A 14,637-nucleotide genomic window follows, 5' to 3' on the forward strand; every position below is an offset into this window, starting at 1 on the left:
CCTGGCCCCGGAACCCCGGAAATCGCCCGGCCTCACGTCGCCGTACCGACCTCCACGGTCTCCTCCGGCTCCCCGATGAAGGTCCGCCACAGCTCCGCGTACCGCCCGCCCCGCGCGAGCAGTTCGTCGTGGGTGCCGTCCTCGGCGACCCGGCCGTCGGCCATCACCACGACGCGGTCCGCGCGGGCGGCCGTGGTGAGCCGGTGGGCGACGACGAGTGTGGTGCGCTTGCCGGCGAGCCGGTCGGTGGCCTGGTTGACCTGGGCCTCGGTGGCCAGGTCGAGGGAGGCCGTCGCCTCGTCGAGGAGCAGGATGTCCGGGTCGACGAGTTCGGCGCGGGCCAGCGCGATCAACTGGCGCTGTCCGGCGGAGAGATTGCGGCCGCGCTCGGAAACCTCGTGCAGATAGCCGCCGTCGAGCGTGGCGATCATGTCGTGCGCGCCGACAGCGCGGCCCGCCGCCTCCACCTCGGCGTCCGTGGCGTCCGGGCGGCCGTAGGCGATGGCGTCGCGCACGGTGCCGGAGAAGAGGTACGCCTCCTGCGGGACGACGCCAAGACGGTGGCGGTAGCTGGTCAGATCGAGGGCGCGCACGTCGGTGCCGTCCACCGTCACGCGGCCGTCCGTCGGGTCGTAGAAGCGCGCGACGAGCTTGACGAGCGTGGACTTGCCCGCGCCGGTCTCGCCGACGAACGCGACGGTCTGTCCGGCCGGGATGTGCAGCGTGACGCCGCTGAGGGCCTCTTCGGCCTCTCCGTTTCCGTCGGCGGCCCCGTAGGCGAAGGTCACGTCCTGGAAGGCGATCTCGCCACGCAGCGACAGCACTTCGAGCGGCTCGTCGGCGGCCTTCGTGGAGGTCGGCTCCTGGAGCAGTTCCTGGATACGGCCGAGTGAGACGGTCGCCTGCTGGTAGCCGTCGAAGACCTGCGACAGCTGCTGCACGGGCGCGAAAAACAGGTCGATGTAGAGGAGATACGCGACCAGGGCGCCGGTGGTGAGGGTGCCGGCGTCGACGCGTCCCGCACCGACGATCAGCACGGCGGCCGCGGCGACGGACGACAGCATCTGCACGAAGGGGAAGTACACGGAGATCAGCCACTGGCCGCGGATCCGGGCCTGGCGGTAGCTGTCGCTGCGCTCCGCGAACCGCCGCCCACCGGACCGCTCGCGCTGGAACGCCTGCACGATCCGCAGCCCGGCCACCGTCTCCTGGAGGTCGGCGTTGACCACCGAAACCCGCTCGCGCGCGAGTTCGTACGCCTTCACGCTCTGCCTGCGGAAGAAGTACGTGCCGACGATCAGCGGCGGCAGCGTCGCGAACACGACGAGCGCGAGCTCCAGGTCGATCACCAGGAGCGCGGCCATGATGCCGAAGAAGGTGACGACGGCGACGAAGGCGGTCACCAGGCCCGTCTGCAGGAACGTGGACAGCGCGTCCACGTCCGTGGTCATCCGGGTCATGATGCGGCCCGTCAGCTCGCGCTCGTAGTAGTCGAGTCCGAGCCGCTGCAGCTGAGCGAAGATCTTCAGACGGAGGGCGTACAGGACGCGTTCGCCGGTCCGTCCTGTCATGCGTGTCTCGCCGATCTGCGCCGCCCACTGGACGATCACGGTCACGAGGCCGAGACCGGCCGCCGCCCACACCGCGCCGAGCGCCATCCGTGTGACGCCCTCGTCGATGCCGTGCCGGATCAGCACCGGCAGCAGCAGACCCATGCCCGCGTCGACGGCGACCAGGAGCAGCGCGAACAGCAGCGGCCTGCCGAAGCCGCGCAGCAGCCTGCGCAGTCCGTACGACTCCTCCGGGGTGACCGCGCGGGCCTCGTCGATGTCGGGGGTTTCGGTGGCCGGGGGGAGCGCCTCGACCTGGGCGAGGAGTTCGGGTGTGGCGGGGGTACCGGACAGCGCGGTGTCCTGCGGCTCGCGGTCGCCGGTCCACAGCCTGGGGGTGATGCCGCGTTCCGCGTCGAACTCCGCGTCCAGTTCATCCCGGACCGTCGTGTCCTCGGGCTGCTCCGCGGGCAGGGCGTGGCCGGGCGAGACGCCGCCCAGCTCGTCCGGGTCTGTCAGCAGCCGCCGGTAGAGGGCCGAGCGTTCCTGCAGCTCCTCGTGCGTGCCGATGTCGGCCAGCCGGCCGCCGTCGAGCACGGCGATGCGGTCGGCGAGGCCCAGGGTGGAGCGGCGGTGGGCGATGAGCAGGGTGGTCCGGCCCTCCATCACGTGCGCCAGCGCCTCGTGGATCTCATGTTCCACGCGCGCGTCGACCGCCGAGGTGGCGTCGTCGAGGACGAGGAGGCGCGGGTCGGTGAGGATGGCTCGGGCGAGCGCGATGCGCTGCCGCTGGCCGCCGGAGAGGGTGAGCCCCTGCTCCCCCACCTTCGTGTCGTAGCCGTCGGGGAGCTCGGAGACGAACCGGTCGGCCTGGGCGGCGCGGGCGGCCCGGAGGATCTCCTCGTCGGTGGCGTCCGGCTTTCCGTACGCGATGTTGGCGCGCACCGTGTCGGAGAACAGGAAGCTGTCCTCCGGTACGAGGCCGATGGCGGCGCGCAGGGAGTCCAGGGTCAGTTCGCGTACGTCACGGCCGCCGACGAGGACGGCGCCGTGCGTCACGTCGTAGAAGCGCGGCAGCAGCAGGGAGACGGTGGACTTGCCGGAGCCGGACGCGCCGACGACGGCGACGGTCTCGCCGGGCCTGATCTCGAACGACAGCCCGTCGAGGACGGGCTTGCCGTCCGCGTACGCGAAGGACACGTCGTCGAACTCGACGGTCGCGGGGGCGTCGGCGGGCAGTTCCGTGGTGCCGTCTTCGAGGCTCGGCTCGGTGTCGATGAGTTCGAGGACGCGCTCCACACCCGCCCGTGCCTGCTGGCCGACGGTGAGCACCATGGCGAGCATGCGGACGGGCCCGACGAGCTGGGCGAGATAGCTGGAGAAGGCCACGAACGTGCCGAGCGTGATCTGCCCGCGCACCGCCAGCCAGCCGCCGAGCGCCAGCATCGCGACCTGCCCGAGGGCCGGGACGGCCTGCAGGGCCGGGGTGTACTTGGAGTTGAGCCGGATGGTGCGCAGCCGCCCCGCGAACAGCCGCCGGCTCACCTCGCGCAGCTTCCCGGTCTCCTGGTCCTCCTGCCCGAAGCCCTTGACGACCCGCACGCCGGAGACGGCCCCGTCGACGACGCCCGCGACGGCCCCGGCCTGCGCCTGCGCGTACCAGGTGGCGGGGTGCAGCCGGGAGCGGCTGCGCCTGGCGATGTACCAGAGGGCGGGGGCGACGGCGAGCGCGACGAGGGTGAGCGGCAGGGACAGCCACGCCATGATCCCCAGGGAGATCAGGAAGAGCAGGATGTTGCCGATCGTCATCGGCAGCATGAAGAGCAGGCTCTGGATGAGCTGGAGATCGCTGGTGGCCCGCCCGACGACCTGCCCGGTGGACAGCTCGTCCTGCCGCCGCCCGTCGAGCCTGGTGATCGTCCCGTACATCTCGGTACGCAGGTCGTGCTGCACGTCGAGCGCGAGACGGCCGCCGTAGTAGCGGCGGATGTAGGTGAAGACGTAGACGAGGACGGCGGCCCCGACCAGCGCACCGGCCCAGACGCCCATGGACCGCGTCCTGTCCTCGATGACGTCGTCGATGATCACCTTGATGATCAGCGGTACGAGCGCCAGGACGGCCATACCGGCGAGCGAAGAGCCGAGCGCCAGCACGACGTCTTTCGGGTACCGCCACGCATACCCGGCAAGCCGACGCGCCCAGCCGGGCTCCTGCCCCTGCCCGACCGCACCCTTGTCCGCTGCCACGCCGGCGCCTCTCGTTCGTCCTGTCCCGCCGGAAGATCCCAACGCCGGAGGCTGCGGATTTCATCCCGGCGCAACAGTTCCGGGGCCGAGAGGGGACCAAGGACCGAGGGCGCCCCGCCCTTGGTCCTACGTCCCTGTGGGAGGTGCCGCTCTCGGGCAGCTGGACGACCGCGGTATCAGCCGCCGTGCGGCAGGCGGACGGTCATCCGGTAGAACCGGGTGATCTGTGCCGGATTCTGGTTGTCGTCGCTCACGAGCAGCAGCCTCAGCGCGCCGCCGTGGGTGCGGCCGGTGACGGCCAGGCCCTCGATGTTGTCAAGGAGCGGGTTGGGCTGCGGCTGCCTGGCCGTGGCGCCGAGGGACGGGCAGTCGACGAGATCGGCGAGAAGCGTCTTACGGGCCAGGCGCACGCCGTCGTCCTGCCCGTTGAGGGTGTCGATGGCGCTCGTGTCGGTGGCGTGCCGGACATCATCGGCGAGGTAGAGCCGGACGGTGTTGCCGACGCCGGACGTGAAGCCGCGCTCCAGGACGAGTAGACGGCCATCGGGCGTGGCGGTGGTCTCGGAGACGCCGAGCCCGGAGTCCGCGCGGTAGCCGTACTGGGCGGAGAGCCGGAAGTCGTCGCTGCCGTGCCGCTGCCAGGTCTGGAAGCGCACGATGCCGGTGGCGTCTCCGCTCAGCGAGCCCTCCATGGCGGCGAGGAGGGTGCGCCCGCCCGGGAGGAGGGTCAGGCCCTCGAAGGTCGCGTTGCGGGTGGCGCGCCCGGCTGGCGCGACCTGCAGCGCCTCCGGCACCGGAAGACGGTCGAGCAGCGCGCCGTCCAGCCCGTACCTGCGGACGGACGGCTCGGTCTCGGAGGAGACGAGCCGGGTGCCGTCCCGGTCTATGACGAGCCCCTCGGAGTCCAGCTCCGCCCCGCTCTCGGTGGTCAGGGCCTGCACGGAACGCGGCTGGTATGTCGTCGGGTCCAGCGCGAACAGCTGGGACCGGTCGGACAGCGCGGCGATCGCACCGTCACGGTCCACGGCGAGCGCGGAGAAGTTACCGACGAAGGTGCCGTTGTAGGTCGTCTTGTCGAGGGCGTCGGAGTAGCCGTCTATGGAGACGGACGGCGAACAGGCGGCGCTGGAAGGGGACTTGCCGGGGTCGGCGGTGGCGGACCCGGCGACGGCAGGCCCGGTGGCGGTCAGGCAGGTGGCCGCGGCCAGGGTGGCGGTGACGGTGGCGAGTACGGATCTCAGACGCATGGGGGCACGGTAGGGCGGCCCGGGTTGAGCGGGAGCGGACTCCTCGTGAACGTTGGCGAGTGGCCCGGGCCGTCCGGACACGTCCGAGTCAGCTTGTATCTCCGGTTTCACCAGATCGGACGGCTTCCAAGTCGAACCCATCCACCATACACTCGGAGATATATACGTTCAGCTGTATGAACGAGCCGTACGTGATCGAGATCGAACCGGAGGTCCGGTTGTGGCTGATGAACTTGAACGAACGGGACTACCGCACTGCTGAGCATGTCGTTGAGCGGCTTGCGGAACACCCGACAACCCTCGGTGAGCCATACTCGCGCCACTTGGGCGAGGGATTGCGTGAGCTGCGCTTCGATCTCGGGAACAACCGCGATGCCGTACGGATCCCGTACTGGATCGCGCCAGGGCGGAGGATCGTTCTGCTGACGGTGTTCCGTAAGACGAGGCAACGCGAGGTATCCGAGGTGGCTCGTGCGAAGCATGTGAAGTCGATCTGCCAAGCCGAGCACCCGCCCGCCCACGAGGAATTCAGCCGCGACTTTCGAGAAGGAGAGCTGCGATGGTCGGCCACTCACAGTGGAAGCTCAGCAGGGACAAGAAGATCGCCCAAGGCATCGCCGAGGGCCCCGAGACCGAGCGCATGCGCGAGGAGATCCGGCTCGCGTTCGACCTCGGCCAGGCCGTCTACGACCGCCGCACCGCGCTCGGTATCTCCCAGACCGAGCTCGCCCGGCGCGCCGGTATGACCCAGCCGCAGGTCTCCAAGCTGGAGCTGGGCGGGACCGTGCCGACGTTGCCGCTGCTGGCCCGGCTCGCCAGGGCGCTCGACGCTGCGCTCAGCCTTGAACTCGACGGGGAGACCTCCGTCGTCGAGTTCAAGGCGCACTCCGCCGCGTGACCCCTAGGTGTGGATTCCGCCCCGGGGAACCGCCCTGGCGTCGTCACAGATGCGTCGGCGCGAACATCCTCAGGAGCGCCGGGAGCACCACCACCGAAGGGCCGGGGGTCGACAAGGCCTTCGCCAAGTCGTCCGCGAGAGTGGCCGGTGTCGTGCGTATGCCCGTGACGCCGAACGACTCCGCCAGCGCCACGTAGTCCGGGCGCGTCAGCTCGGTCCCCGTGGCCTCGCCGAAGGCGTCCGTCATGTACTCGCGCAGGATGCCGTAGCCGCCGTCGTCGACGATCAGCCACGTGACGTTGAGGTTGTGCTGCTTCGCCGTCGCCAGTTCGGCTATGGAATACAGCGCGCCACCGTCACCCGAGACAGCGAGGACCGGGCGTGTCGGGTCGGCCACCGCCGCTCCGAGCGCCGCCGGGAAGGCGTACCCGAGGCCGCCCGCGCCCTGCGCCGAGTGCATGGTGTTCGGCCGGCGGGCGTCGAAGGCGGACCAGGCCCAGTACGACAGGATCGTCATGTCCCAGAAGGAGGGCGCCCCATCGGGCAGGGCGGCGCGCACCGCGGCGAGCGTCTGCTGCTCCAGGGTGAGGTCCTGGGACGCGATCCGGTCGCGGACCTTCGCCAGCACTGTGGCCACGCGCTCCGGCGCGGACGGGTCGTGGCGCTCCTCCACCGTCTCGAGGAGTGCCGACAGCGCCAGGCGGGCGTCCGCGTGGATGCCGAGGGCCGGGTGGTTGGACTCGAGCTTGCCGAGGTCGGCCTCGATCTGGATGACGCGGCCGCGCGGCTTGAACGTGCCGTAGTTCGAGGAGAGTTCGCCCAGGCCCGAGCCCACCACCAGCAGGACGTCAGCGTCCTCCAGGAAGTCGGTCGTGTGGCGGTCCTCAAGCCAGGACTGGAGCGAGAGCGGGTGTTCCCAGGGGAAGGCGCCCTTGCCGCCGAAGGTCGTCACCACCGGGGCCTGGATCTTCTCCGCGAGGGCGCGCAGCTTCCCGGACGCGTCGGCCCGTACGACACCGCCGCCCGCGATGATCACGGGACGCTCTGCGCGCGACAGCAGGTCGGCCGCCACCGCGGTCAGCTCGGGACGCGGCACCAGGTCGTGCGGCGTCGCGTCGACCGCCGTGACGACGGGCAGAGCCGTCTCGGCGAGCAGCACATCCTGCGGGATCTCCACCCAGACGGGCCCGTGCGGGGCGGTCAGCGCGGACTCCCAGGCCTCGGCGATCGCCGAGGGGATCTGGGACTGCGTACGCACCGTGTGCACCGACTTCACGATCCCGCGGAACGACGCCTGCTGATCGGGCAGCTCGTGCAGATAGCCGTGGCGCCCGCCGCCGAGCCCGGCCACCGGGATCTGGCTGCTGATCGCCAGCACGGGGGCGCTCGCCGACGCCGCCTCCTGAAGCGCGGCCAGGGACGTCAGCGCGCCCGGACCCGTCGACAGCAGCAGCGGCGCCGCCTCGCCCGTGATCCGGCCGTACGCGTCGGCGGCGAAGCCCGCGTTGTTCTCGACGCGCAGCCCCACGTACTGGAGCGAGGAGCGGCGCAGCGCGTCGAACATGCCCAGCGCATGCTGGCCGGGCAGCCCGAAGACGGTGGTGGCGCCGAGGCCCTGCAGTGTCTCGATGACGAGGTCACCGCCGTTGCGGCCCGCCGGAGGGTTGAGCGCGGCCTCGGTCTGGGCCGCGGTGGGGCGCAGCTCCAGGTCGTGGTCGTGGGTCACTTCGCCCCACCCTCCTCGCGGGCCTCCGCGATCTGCCGGGACATGATCGTCGTCAGCTCGTAGGCGGTGTGCGACGCGGCGACGGCGGTGATCTCGGCGTGGTCGTACGCGGGGGCGACCTCCACGACGTCCGCCGAGACCAGGTTGCAGGAGGCCAGCCCCCGCAGGATCTCCAGCAGCTCGCGCGAGGTCATGCCGCCGGCCTCGGGGGTGCCGGTGCCGGGGGCGTGCGCCGGGTCGAGGCAGTCGATGTCGATGGAGATGTAGAGCGGGCGGTCGCCTATGCGCTGGCGCAGCTGGTCGGCGACCTCGTCCGCGCCGCGCCGGTAGATGTCGGCGGACGTGACGATGCCGAAGCCCATCTTCTCGTCGTCGGTCAGGTCCTGCTTGCCGTACAGCGGACCGCGCGTGCCCACGTGCGAGAGCGCGGAGGTGTCGAGGATGCCCTCCTCCACGGCCCGGCGGAACGGCGTGCCGTGCGTGTACTCCGCGCCGAAGTACGTGTCCCACGTGTCGAGGTGGGCGTCGAAGTGCAGCAGTGCCACCGGGCCGTGCTTCTTCGCGACCGAGCGCAGCAGCGGCAGCGCGATGGTGTGGTCGCCGCCGAGCGTCATCATCCGCGCCCCGGTGCCGAGGATCTCGTCGGCCGCGGCCTCGATCGTCTCCACGGCCTCGTTGATGTTGAACGGGTTGGCCGCGATGTCACCGGCGTCGGCGACCTGCGAGAGCGCGAACGGCGACGCGTCCTGCGCCGGGTTGTACGGCCGCAGCAGGCGCGAGGCCTCCCGGATCGCGTTGCCGCCGAAGCGGGCGCCCGGCCGATAGGAGACACCCGTGTCGAACGGCACACCTACGACGGCCACATCGGCGGCCTCGACCTGGTCGATGCGCGGCAGCCGCGCGAAGGTCGCGGGCCCGGCGTACCGCGGCACACGGGAGGAGTCGACGGGGCCGCGGGGCTGGCCGTCGCCGCCGATTACCGGGTAGTCGGTGCTGTTCATCGGTCGAACTCCTCCAAGTGGTACGGACCCAGGGGTACGGATCCAGGTCGTGCGGATCCGGGTTTACGGATCTGCTTGGTCAAGTGTTGCGCGGCCCACTGACAGTCCCCGGTGCCGGTCCCGGTCGGCACGGATCGGGCACCAGGGGCCGCGGGGTGCGAGCCGTACTGGTCGGGCGGTCAGGCGCCCGCAGCGCTCGGCGCGGCCGCCTCGGCCTCCGCCGGGGCCTCGCCGCCCCGCCCCGCCAGCCGCTCACGCCAGTGCGCAAGGACCGCCGCGTCCGTCGGCTTCGTGGCCAGGGACACCACGACGTACGCGGCGAGCGAGGACAGCAGGCCGTAGTACACGGGCTCGTTGGCGAGGATGCCGTAGCCCCACATCAGTCCGATGACCGCGAGGCCGCCGACCACGACGGACGCGAGCGCGCCCTGCACCGTGCCGCGGCGCCACAGCAGCCCGCCGAGGATCGGCACGAGCAGCCCGCCGACGAGCAGGTTGTACGCGACGGTCAGCGCCTCGACGACGTCGTTGAGGGCGATCGCGATGCAGACCACGGCGACACCCATGATCAGGATGAAGGCGCGGTTGCCCTTCACCTCGTCGTGGTCCTCGCCCTTACGGGACACCGCGCCGCGCAGCCACGACCAGATGTCGTTGTTGGCGACGGTCGCACACGCGATCAGCGCGCCGGAGGACGTGGACATCACGGCGGCGAGGGCGGCGGCCAGCACCAGGCCGCGCACGCCCATGGGCAGCTCGTCCTTGACGATGGTCGCGAAGGCGTCGTCCGCGCTCTCCAGCTTGGGGTAGAGCACCTTGGCCGCCGTACCGATGACGGCACCGGCGAGCGCGTACGCGAGGCAGTACGTGCCCGCGACCGTGCCGCCCCACTTGGCGGTCTTGTCGCTGCGCGCGGTGAAAACGCGCTGCCAGATGTCCTGCCCGATCAGCATGCCGAAGGTGTAGATCAGGACATACGTGAAGATCGTCTCGCCGCCGATGCCCAGCGGGTCGAAGTACTCGGTGGGCAGCTGGGCCTTCATCTCGCTGAAGCCGCCGGCCTTGACGACCGCGATGGGCAGCAGCAGAAGCAGCACGCCGATGGTCTTGACGACGAACTGCACCATGTCCGTGAGCGTGATCGACCACATGCCGCCGAGCGTCGAGTAGGCCACGACGATCGAGCCGCCGAGGATGATCGCAAGCGTCCGGTTCATGTCGAAGAGGACGTCGAAGATCGTTGCGTAGGCGATCGTGGACGTCACCGCGAGCATGAGCGTGTACGCCCACATGACGACGCCGGAGATGACCCCGGCCCGGCCGCCGTAGCGCAGGTCGAGCATCTCGGAGACGGTGTAGACCTTCAGCCGCGCGATACGGGCCGAGAAGAAGATCGAGAGGGCGAGAAGGCCGAGCCCGATGGTGAACACCATCCAGGCGCCCGAAAGACCGTACTGGTAGCCGAGGCCGACGCCGCCGATGGTGGACGCGCCGCCGAGAACGATCGCGGCCATGGTGCCGGAGTACATGGTCGGGCCGAGCCGGCGGCCCGCCACCAGGAACTCGCTCTTGGACTTGGCACGGCGCATGCCCCACCAGCCCATGGCCAGCATCCCGGCCAGATAGACCACGATCACTGTGTAGTCGACGGCCATGCGGCCCACACTCCTTTGCGGCTAACCCTCCCCCAGCTACCGCTGGGAGGTACCCCCACCCGCTCTCGCGGACCTGGTCACGCGCCGCGGTGGTTCCTCAATTAATGGCTTGGGTCGTTCGTGGGTTGACCTTAGGTGGGCGGAACACGACGCTGAAGTGTACGTTTCATCCATTCCTCCGAAACGAAATGGAGGGAACGTCCATCGTGCCGGACCCCGCTGCCCCACCGACCCCGCCCGTCCCGCTCGCCGCCCTGCTGGCCCGCGAGGACCTCGGGCTGCGCCAGATCGCCGGTCCCGCGCCCGCTGACGAGCCGACGATGATCCTCTGGGCCCACACCTCCGAGATGGCCGACCCCTATCCGTATCTGCTCGGCGGCGAGCTGCTGCTCACGGCGGGCGTGCACGCCACGGAGGCTGCGGGCACGGGGTCGTACTTCGACGACTACGTGTCGCGGATCGTCGAGGCGGGCGGCGCGGCGCTCGGCTTCGGCGTGGCGCCGGTGCACGACACCGTGCCGCGCGCCCTGATCGCGGCCTGCGACCGGTACGGACTGCCGCTGATCGAGGTGCCTCCGCGGACGACGTTCAGTGCGGTCGCCCGCGCCGTGTGGGGCCTGATGGCCCAGGTGCGGCACGCGGAACTGCGCCGGGTGACCGAGGCCCAGCAGGGCCTCGCGGTCGCGGCGGCCCGACCCGACCCGGTACCGGCGGTTCTGCGCCAGTTGGCGCAGCGCCTCGGGGGCTGGTCCGTGCTGTTCGCCCCGGACGGGACGGAGGCGGCGACGGCGGGACGCCCGCCCACCGGCGAGGCGCTGCACGCCCTGTCCAAGCTGGCCGGAGTGGTACGGCCGGCGGTCGATACCGGCACCGGCAGGGCGGCGTCGGGGCCCGGGGAGTCTCCCGGGAAACGAAGCCCCGGTACGCGCCCGTCCTCGGCCGCCGACACCGTGTCCGGCACGCACCTCACCGCGTACGCGCTCGGCGGCGGCCAGGGCTTCACGCTCGGCATCGCCACGGACCGCCGCGAACCCGGCGACCACACGATCGCGGGCGTCGCCGTGGTCCTCCTCTCCCTGCTCACCGGGGAACACGAGGGCACCACGGGGACCGCCCGCTCGACGGCGCTGGTCCGACTGCTGCTGGGCGCCGCAGCGGAGGAAGTGGCGCCGCTGCTCGGTGGCGAACGGTGGGTGGTGGTGCACGCGCGACCGGACAGCGGCAGCGGTACGAGGGGCCAAGGCAGCGGTACGAGCGGCCGACGCGGCGGTACGGAAGGCGCGTGCGGCGCTACCGGAAGCGAACCCGGCGGCCGCGCAGCAGACACGGCAGCCGCGATCAGTACGATCGGCGCAGCGGGCGCGATGGCCGCACCAGGCGCGATCGGCACAGCCCCAGCGGGCACAGCCACAGCGGGCGCAGCCACCGACCCGGTCAGCGCCGCAGCGCTGGGCGCCGCGCTCGGCACCGCCCTCGTGGACGCCCACGACGACGTCGTACGGCTCCTCGTCCCCGCCGACCACCAGGTCACCGCGCAACCCGGCTGGACGCTCGGGGTGAGCGCGCCGTCCGGCGCACACGAACTCGCCGTCGCCGACACGCAGGCAGCCAGGGCGCTGACCCGTGCCCTGGCCACCCGTTCCGCGCTCGTGCCGCACAGCGACCGCTCCGGGCTCGCCGCGCTCGTCCCTCAGGACGAAGCCGACGCCCACGCGCGCGTGCTGCTCGCCCCGCTCACCGGCACCCCGCAAGGCCCCGCACTGACCGAGACGCTGCGCACCTGGCTCTCCCTGCACGGCAGCTGGGACCGCACGGCGGTCGCCCTCTCGGTCCACCGCAACACGGTCCGCCAGCGCATCGCCCGCTGCGCGGCACTGCTGGACAGGGACCTGGACGACCCGGACGTACGCATGGAGCTCTGGTTCGCGCTCCGGCAGACGGGCCAGAGCTGAGCTGGGCGCGGCCCGGACGTGAGGCGCGTCCCAGCGCTCGGGACATCGCCGCCGATCCGGCCCCTCGACGGCACAATGGGCCCCATGCCGATACCCGGGACACCCAGCCGCGCCGACATCGTCGGCCACCTCGTCCGCACCCGTATAGCGGGCGACGTCGCCACTCCCCGCGAGAACAACCTCTCCCACTACCGCAAGCTCGCGAACGGCGACCGCCACTACTGGCTCGGCCTGGAGCTCGGCGACCGCTGGACCGACGAGCAGGACGTGCTCGCGGTGATGGCCGAGCGGTGCGGCGTCATCGACGACCCGCATCACCGGCACGGGCAAGACACCATCGACCCGGAGCTCACGGTCGACGCCCTGGAGCGTATGGCGGCGCGGCTGCGCAAGGCCGCCGTGGGCAAGCAGCGCGTACTGTTCGCGACCGGTCACCCGGGCGGCCTGCTCGACGTGCACCGTGCGACGGCCGACGCCCTGCGCGCCGCCGGGTGCGAGATCGTGGTGATCCCTGAGGGGCTTGAGGCGGACGGGGGCTACGTCTGGCAGTTCGCGGACGTCGCGGTGCTGGAACGGGGTGCGACCCTCTGGCACACGCACTCCCCCGAACCGATGGCGGCGATCCTCGACGGCCTGGAGCGGGAGGGCCGCCCGCTGCCCGACCTGGTGGTCGCCGACCACGGCTGGGCGGGCTGCGCGGGCCAGCGCGGCCTCGACTCCGTCGGCTACGCGGACTGCAACGACCCGGCCCTGTTCATCGGCGAGGCCGAGGGCACCGTCCAGGTCACGGTCCCCTTGGACGACCATGTCACGAGCCCGCGCCACTACGACCCGATGACGGCGTACCTGCTGGCACAGGCGGGCCTGACCGAGACGATGTGAGCGACGCCGCGGAGCGGGACACAGCCCCGCCCCCGCCGGGTCAGCTCGGCCTCGGCACCCGCATGACCCCTTCCTGAATCACCGAGATGGCCAGCCGCCCGTCCTGCGTGTAGATCCGGGCCTGCCCGAGCCCCCGCCCGCCGGACGACGTCGGCGACTCCTGGTCGTACAGGAGCCATTCGTCGGCCCGGAACGGCCGGTGGAACCACATCGCGTGGTCGAGCGATGCTCCCACCACGTCGCCGACGGCCCACCCGCCACGCCCGTGCGCGAGCAGCACGGAGTCGAGCAGCGTCATGTCGGAGACATACGTGGCGAGGCAGATGTGCAGCAGGGGGTCCCCCCAGACGGAGTTCGGGGGAGGATCGTCGTCGAGCTTGCCGTTGGTGCGGAACCAGACCTGGGAGCGCGGTGCACGCGGCTCGCCGTACCTGCCGTACGGCGGATCGTCGACGTAGCGCAGATCGACCGCGGCCCGGGCTTCCAGGAGCCTCTCCACGACCTCGGGGTCGAGGTTCCCGTACACGGGCAGCCGCTCCTCGGCCGTGGGCAGCGTGGCCGGGTCGGGCGCGGGCGGCATCGGGGCCTGGTGGTCGAGCCCTTCCTCGTACTTCTGGAAGGACGCGGACAGGGCGAAGATCGGCTGCCCGTGCTGGACGGCGACGACGCGGCGCGCAGTGAAGGAGCGGCCGTCGTTCATGCGGTCGACGGTGTAGACGATGGGCGCGCCGGGGTCGCCGATGCGCAGGAAGTACGCGTGGAGGGAGTGGGGGAGCCGGTCCTCGGGGACCGTCCGCCCCGCGGCGACGAGCGCCTGTGCCGCGACCTGTCCGCCGAAGACACGTGGGACGACGGCGGACCGGGACTGGCCGCGGAAGATGTTCTCTTCGATCCGCTCGAGGTCGAGCAGATCGAGGAGAGACTGAAGTGCCTGACTCATGCTGTGAGTCTCCCAGCCTCTTGTTACGCCGGGCCCCCGAATGTTACCCGCGAGTAGATATTGGGGTGAAGATCACCTGACGATCGCGTGTCATCCGTCACGCGGCGGTGACCTGGCCCTTCTACTGCCGTCAGAGACCGCTACGGGCGCCCATGCATGCCTTCATGCATGGGCGCCCGTCCCCGCGGTCGTTACAGACCCATGTCCTTCGCGATGATCGTCTTCATGATCTCGCTGGTGCCGCCGTAGATACGGTTGACGCGGTTGTCCGCGTACAGGCGGGCGATCGGGTACTCGTTCATGTAGCCGTAGCCGCCGTGCAGCTGAAGGCACTTGTCGATGACGCGGTGGGCCACCTCGGTGCAGAACAGCTTGGCGCTGGCGGCCTCGGCTGCGGTCAGCTCGCCCGCGTCGAGAGCCTCCAGGGCGCGGTCGGCGACGGCCTCGGCGGCGTCCACCTCGGCCTGGCAGGCGGCCAGCTCGAACTTGGTGTTCTGGAAGTGGCGAGGCATTCGGCGCGGACGGCCGGGCCGCCGTGA

The 14,637-nt window shown here is 71.3% G+C and carries 10 protein-coding genes and 1 pseudogene; 4 read left to right on the plus strand and 7 right to left on the minus strand.

The annotated features are described in order from the left end of the window. Window positions 1-32: 32 nt before the first annotated feature. Both H1D24_RS32620 and H1D24_RS32625 read right to left on the minus strand, forming a co-directional pair. Complete coding sequence (locus H1D24_RS32620) at window positions 33-3,797, minus strand: ABC transporter ATP-binding protein (RefSeq protein ID WP_181661333.1); 3,765 nt, start codon at window positions 3,795-3,797, stop codon at window positions 33-35. 176 nt (window positions 3,798-3,973) lie between these two features. Beyond that, a complete protein-coding gene (locus tag H1D24_RS32625; RefSeq protein WP_181661334.1) occupies window positions 3,974-5,044 on the minus strand; it encodes an esterase-like activity of phytase family protein in 1,071 nt (356 codons plus the stop codon). 176 nt (window positions 5,045-5,220) lie between these two features. Between H1D24_RS32625 and H1D24_RS32630 the strand changes: the two are divergent. Continuing rightward, window positions 5,221-5,583: pseudogene (locus H1D24_RS32630) on the plus strand (type II toxin-antitoxin system RelE/ParE family toxin); the annotation flags it as partial. A 20-nt stretch (window positions 5,584-5,603) separates the two neighbouring features. Further along, complete coding sequence (locus H1D24_RS32635) at window positions 5,604-5,942, plus strand: helix-turn-helix domain-containing protein (protein ID WP_181661335.1); 339 nt, start codon at window positions 5,604-5,606, stop codon at window positions 5,940-5,942. 43 nt (window positions 5,943-5,985) lie between these two features. On the opposite strand, the gene H1D24_RS32640 is transcribed toward H1D24_RS32635, so the two are convergent. From H1D24_RS32640 to H1D24_RS32650, 3 genes are all read right to left on the minus strand, one after another. Then, the gene (locus tag H1D24_RS32640) at window positions 5,986-7,668 is read right to left on the minus strand and encodes a thiamine pyrophosphate-binding protein (RefSeq protein ID WP_181661336.1); all 1,683 of its coding nucleotides are present in this window, start codon (window positions 7,666-7,668) and stop codon (window positions 5,986-5,988) included. Continuing rightward, a complete protein-coding gene (gene speB / locus H1D24_RS32645; protein ID WP_181661337.1) occupies window positions 7,665-8,669 on the minus strand; it encodes an agmatinase in 1,005 nt (334 codons plus the stop codon). Before speB ends, H1D24_RS32640 begins: the two co-directional genes overlap by 4 nt. 179 nt (window positions 8,670-8,848) lie before the next feature. Continuing rightward, complete coding sequence (locus tag H1D24_RS32650; RefSeq protein ID WP_181661338.1) at window positions 8,849-10,324, minus strand: sodium:solute symporter family protein; 1,476 nt, start codon at window positions 10,322-10,324, stop codon at window positions 8,849-8,851. A gap of 206 nt (window positions 10,325-10,530) precedes the next feature. Between H1D24_RS32650 and H1D24_RS32655 the strand changes: the two genes are divergently transcribed. Continuing rightward, window positions 10,531-12,276 carry a PucR family transcriptional regulator gene (locus H1D24_RS32655; protein WP_309484517.1) on the plus strand — a complete coding sequence of 582 codons (1,746 nt, stop codon included), beginning with the start codon at window positions 10,531-10,533 and terminating at the stop codon, window positions 12,274-12,276. An 84-nt stretch (window positions 12,277-12,360) separates the two neighbouring features. Beyond that, window positions 12,361-13,158, plus strand: a complete 798-nt coding sequence (locus H1D24_RS32660) for a phosphatase (RefSeq protein WP_181661340.1) — start codon at window positions 12,361-12,363, stop codon at window positions 13,156-13,158. Window positions 13,159-13,198: 40 nt separating this feature from the next. On the opposite strand, the gene H1D24_RS32665 is transcribed toward H1D24_RS32660, so the two are convergent. Together H1D24_RS32665 and H1D24_RS32670 are read right to left on the minus strand one after the other, a co-directional pair. After that, complete coding sequence (locus H1D24_RS32665) at window positions 13,199-14,098, minus strand: acyl-CoA thioesterase (RefSeq protein ID WP_181661341.1); 900 nt, start codon at window positions 14,096-14,098, stop codon at window positions 13,199-13,201. Between the two features lie 191 nt (window positions 14,099-14,289). Next, a partial coding sequence (locus H1D24_RS32670; protein ID WP_181661342.1) for an acyl-CoA dehydrogenase family protein occupies window positions 14,290-14,637 on the minus strand: 348 nt, incomplete at its 5' end.

Source organism: Streptomyces himalayensis subsp. himalayensis (assembly GCF_013778455.1).
GTDB classification, from domain to species: Bacteria; Actinomycetota; Actinomycetes; order Streptomycetales; family Streptomycetaceae; genus Streptomyces; species Streptomyces himalayensis.

Excerpts from the sequence above, each read along its gene's own strand:
- H1D24_RS32660 (WP_181661340.1), top strand. The coding sequence starts at position 12,361 with ATGCCGATACCCGGGACACCCAGCCGCGCCGACATCGTCGGCCACCTC.
- H1D24_RS32665 (WP_181661341.1), bottom strand. The coding sequence starts at position 14,098 with ATGAGTCAGGCACTTCAGTCTCTCCTCGATCTGCTCGACCTCGAGCGG.
- speB (WP_181661337.1), bottom strand. The coding sequence starts at position 8,669 with ATGAACAGCACCGACTACCCGGTAATCGGCGGCGACGGCCAGCCCCGC.
- H1D24_RS32635 (WP_181661335.1), top strand. The coding sequence starts at position 5,604 with ATGGTCGGCCACTCACAGTGGAAGCTCAGCAGGGACAAGAAGATCGCC.
- H1D24_RS32650 (WP_181661338.1), bottom strand. The coding sequence starts at position 10,324 with ATGGCCGTCGACTACACAGTGATCGTGGTCTATCTGGCCGGGATGCTG.
- H1D24_RS32625 (WP_181661334.1), bottom strand. The coding sequence starts at position 5,044 with ATGCGTCTGAGATCCGTACTCGCCACCGTCACCGCCACCCTGGCCGCG.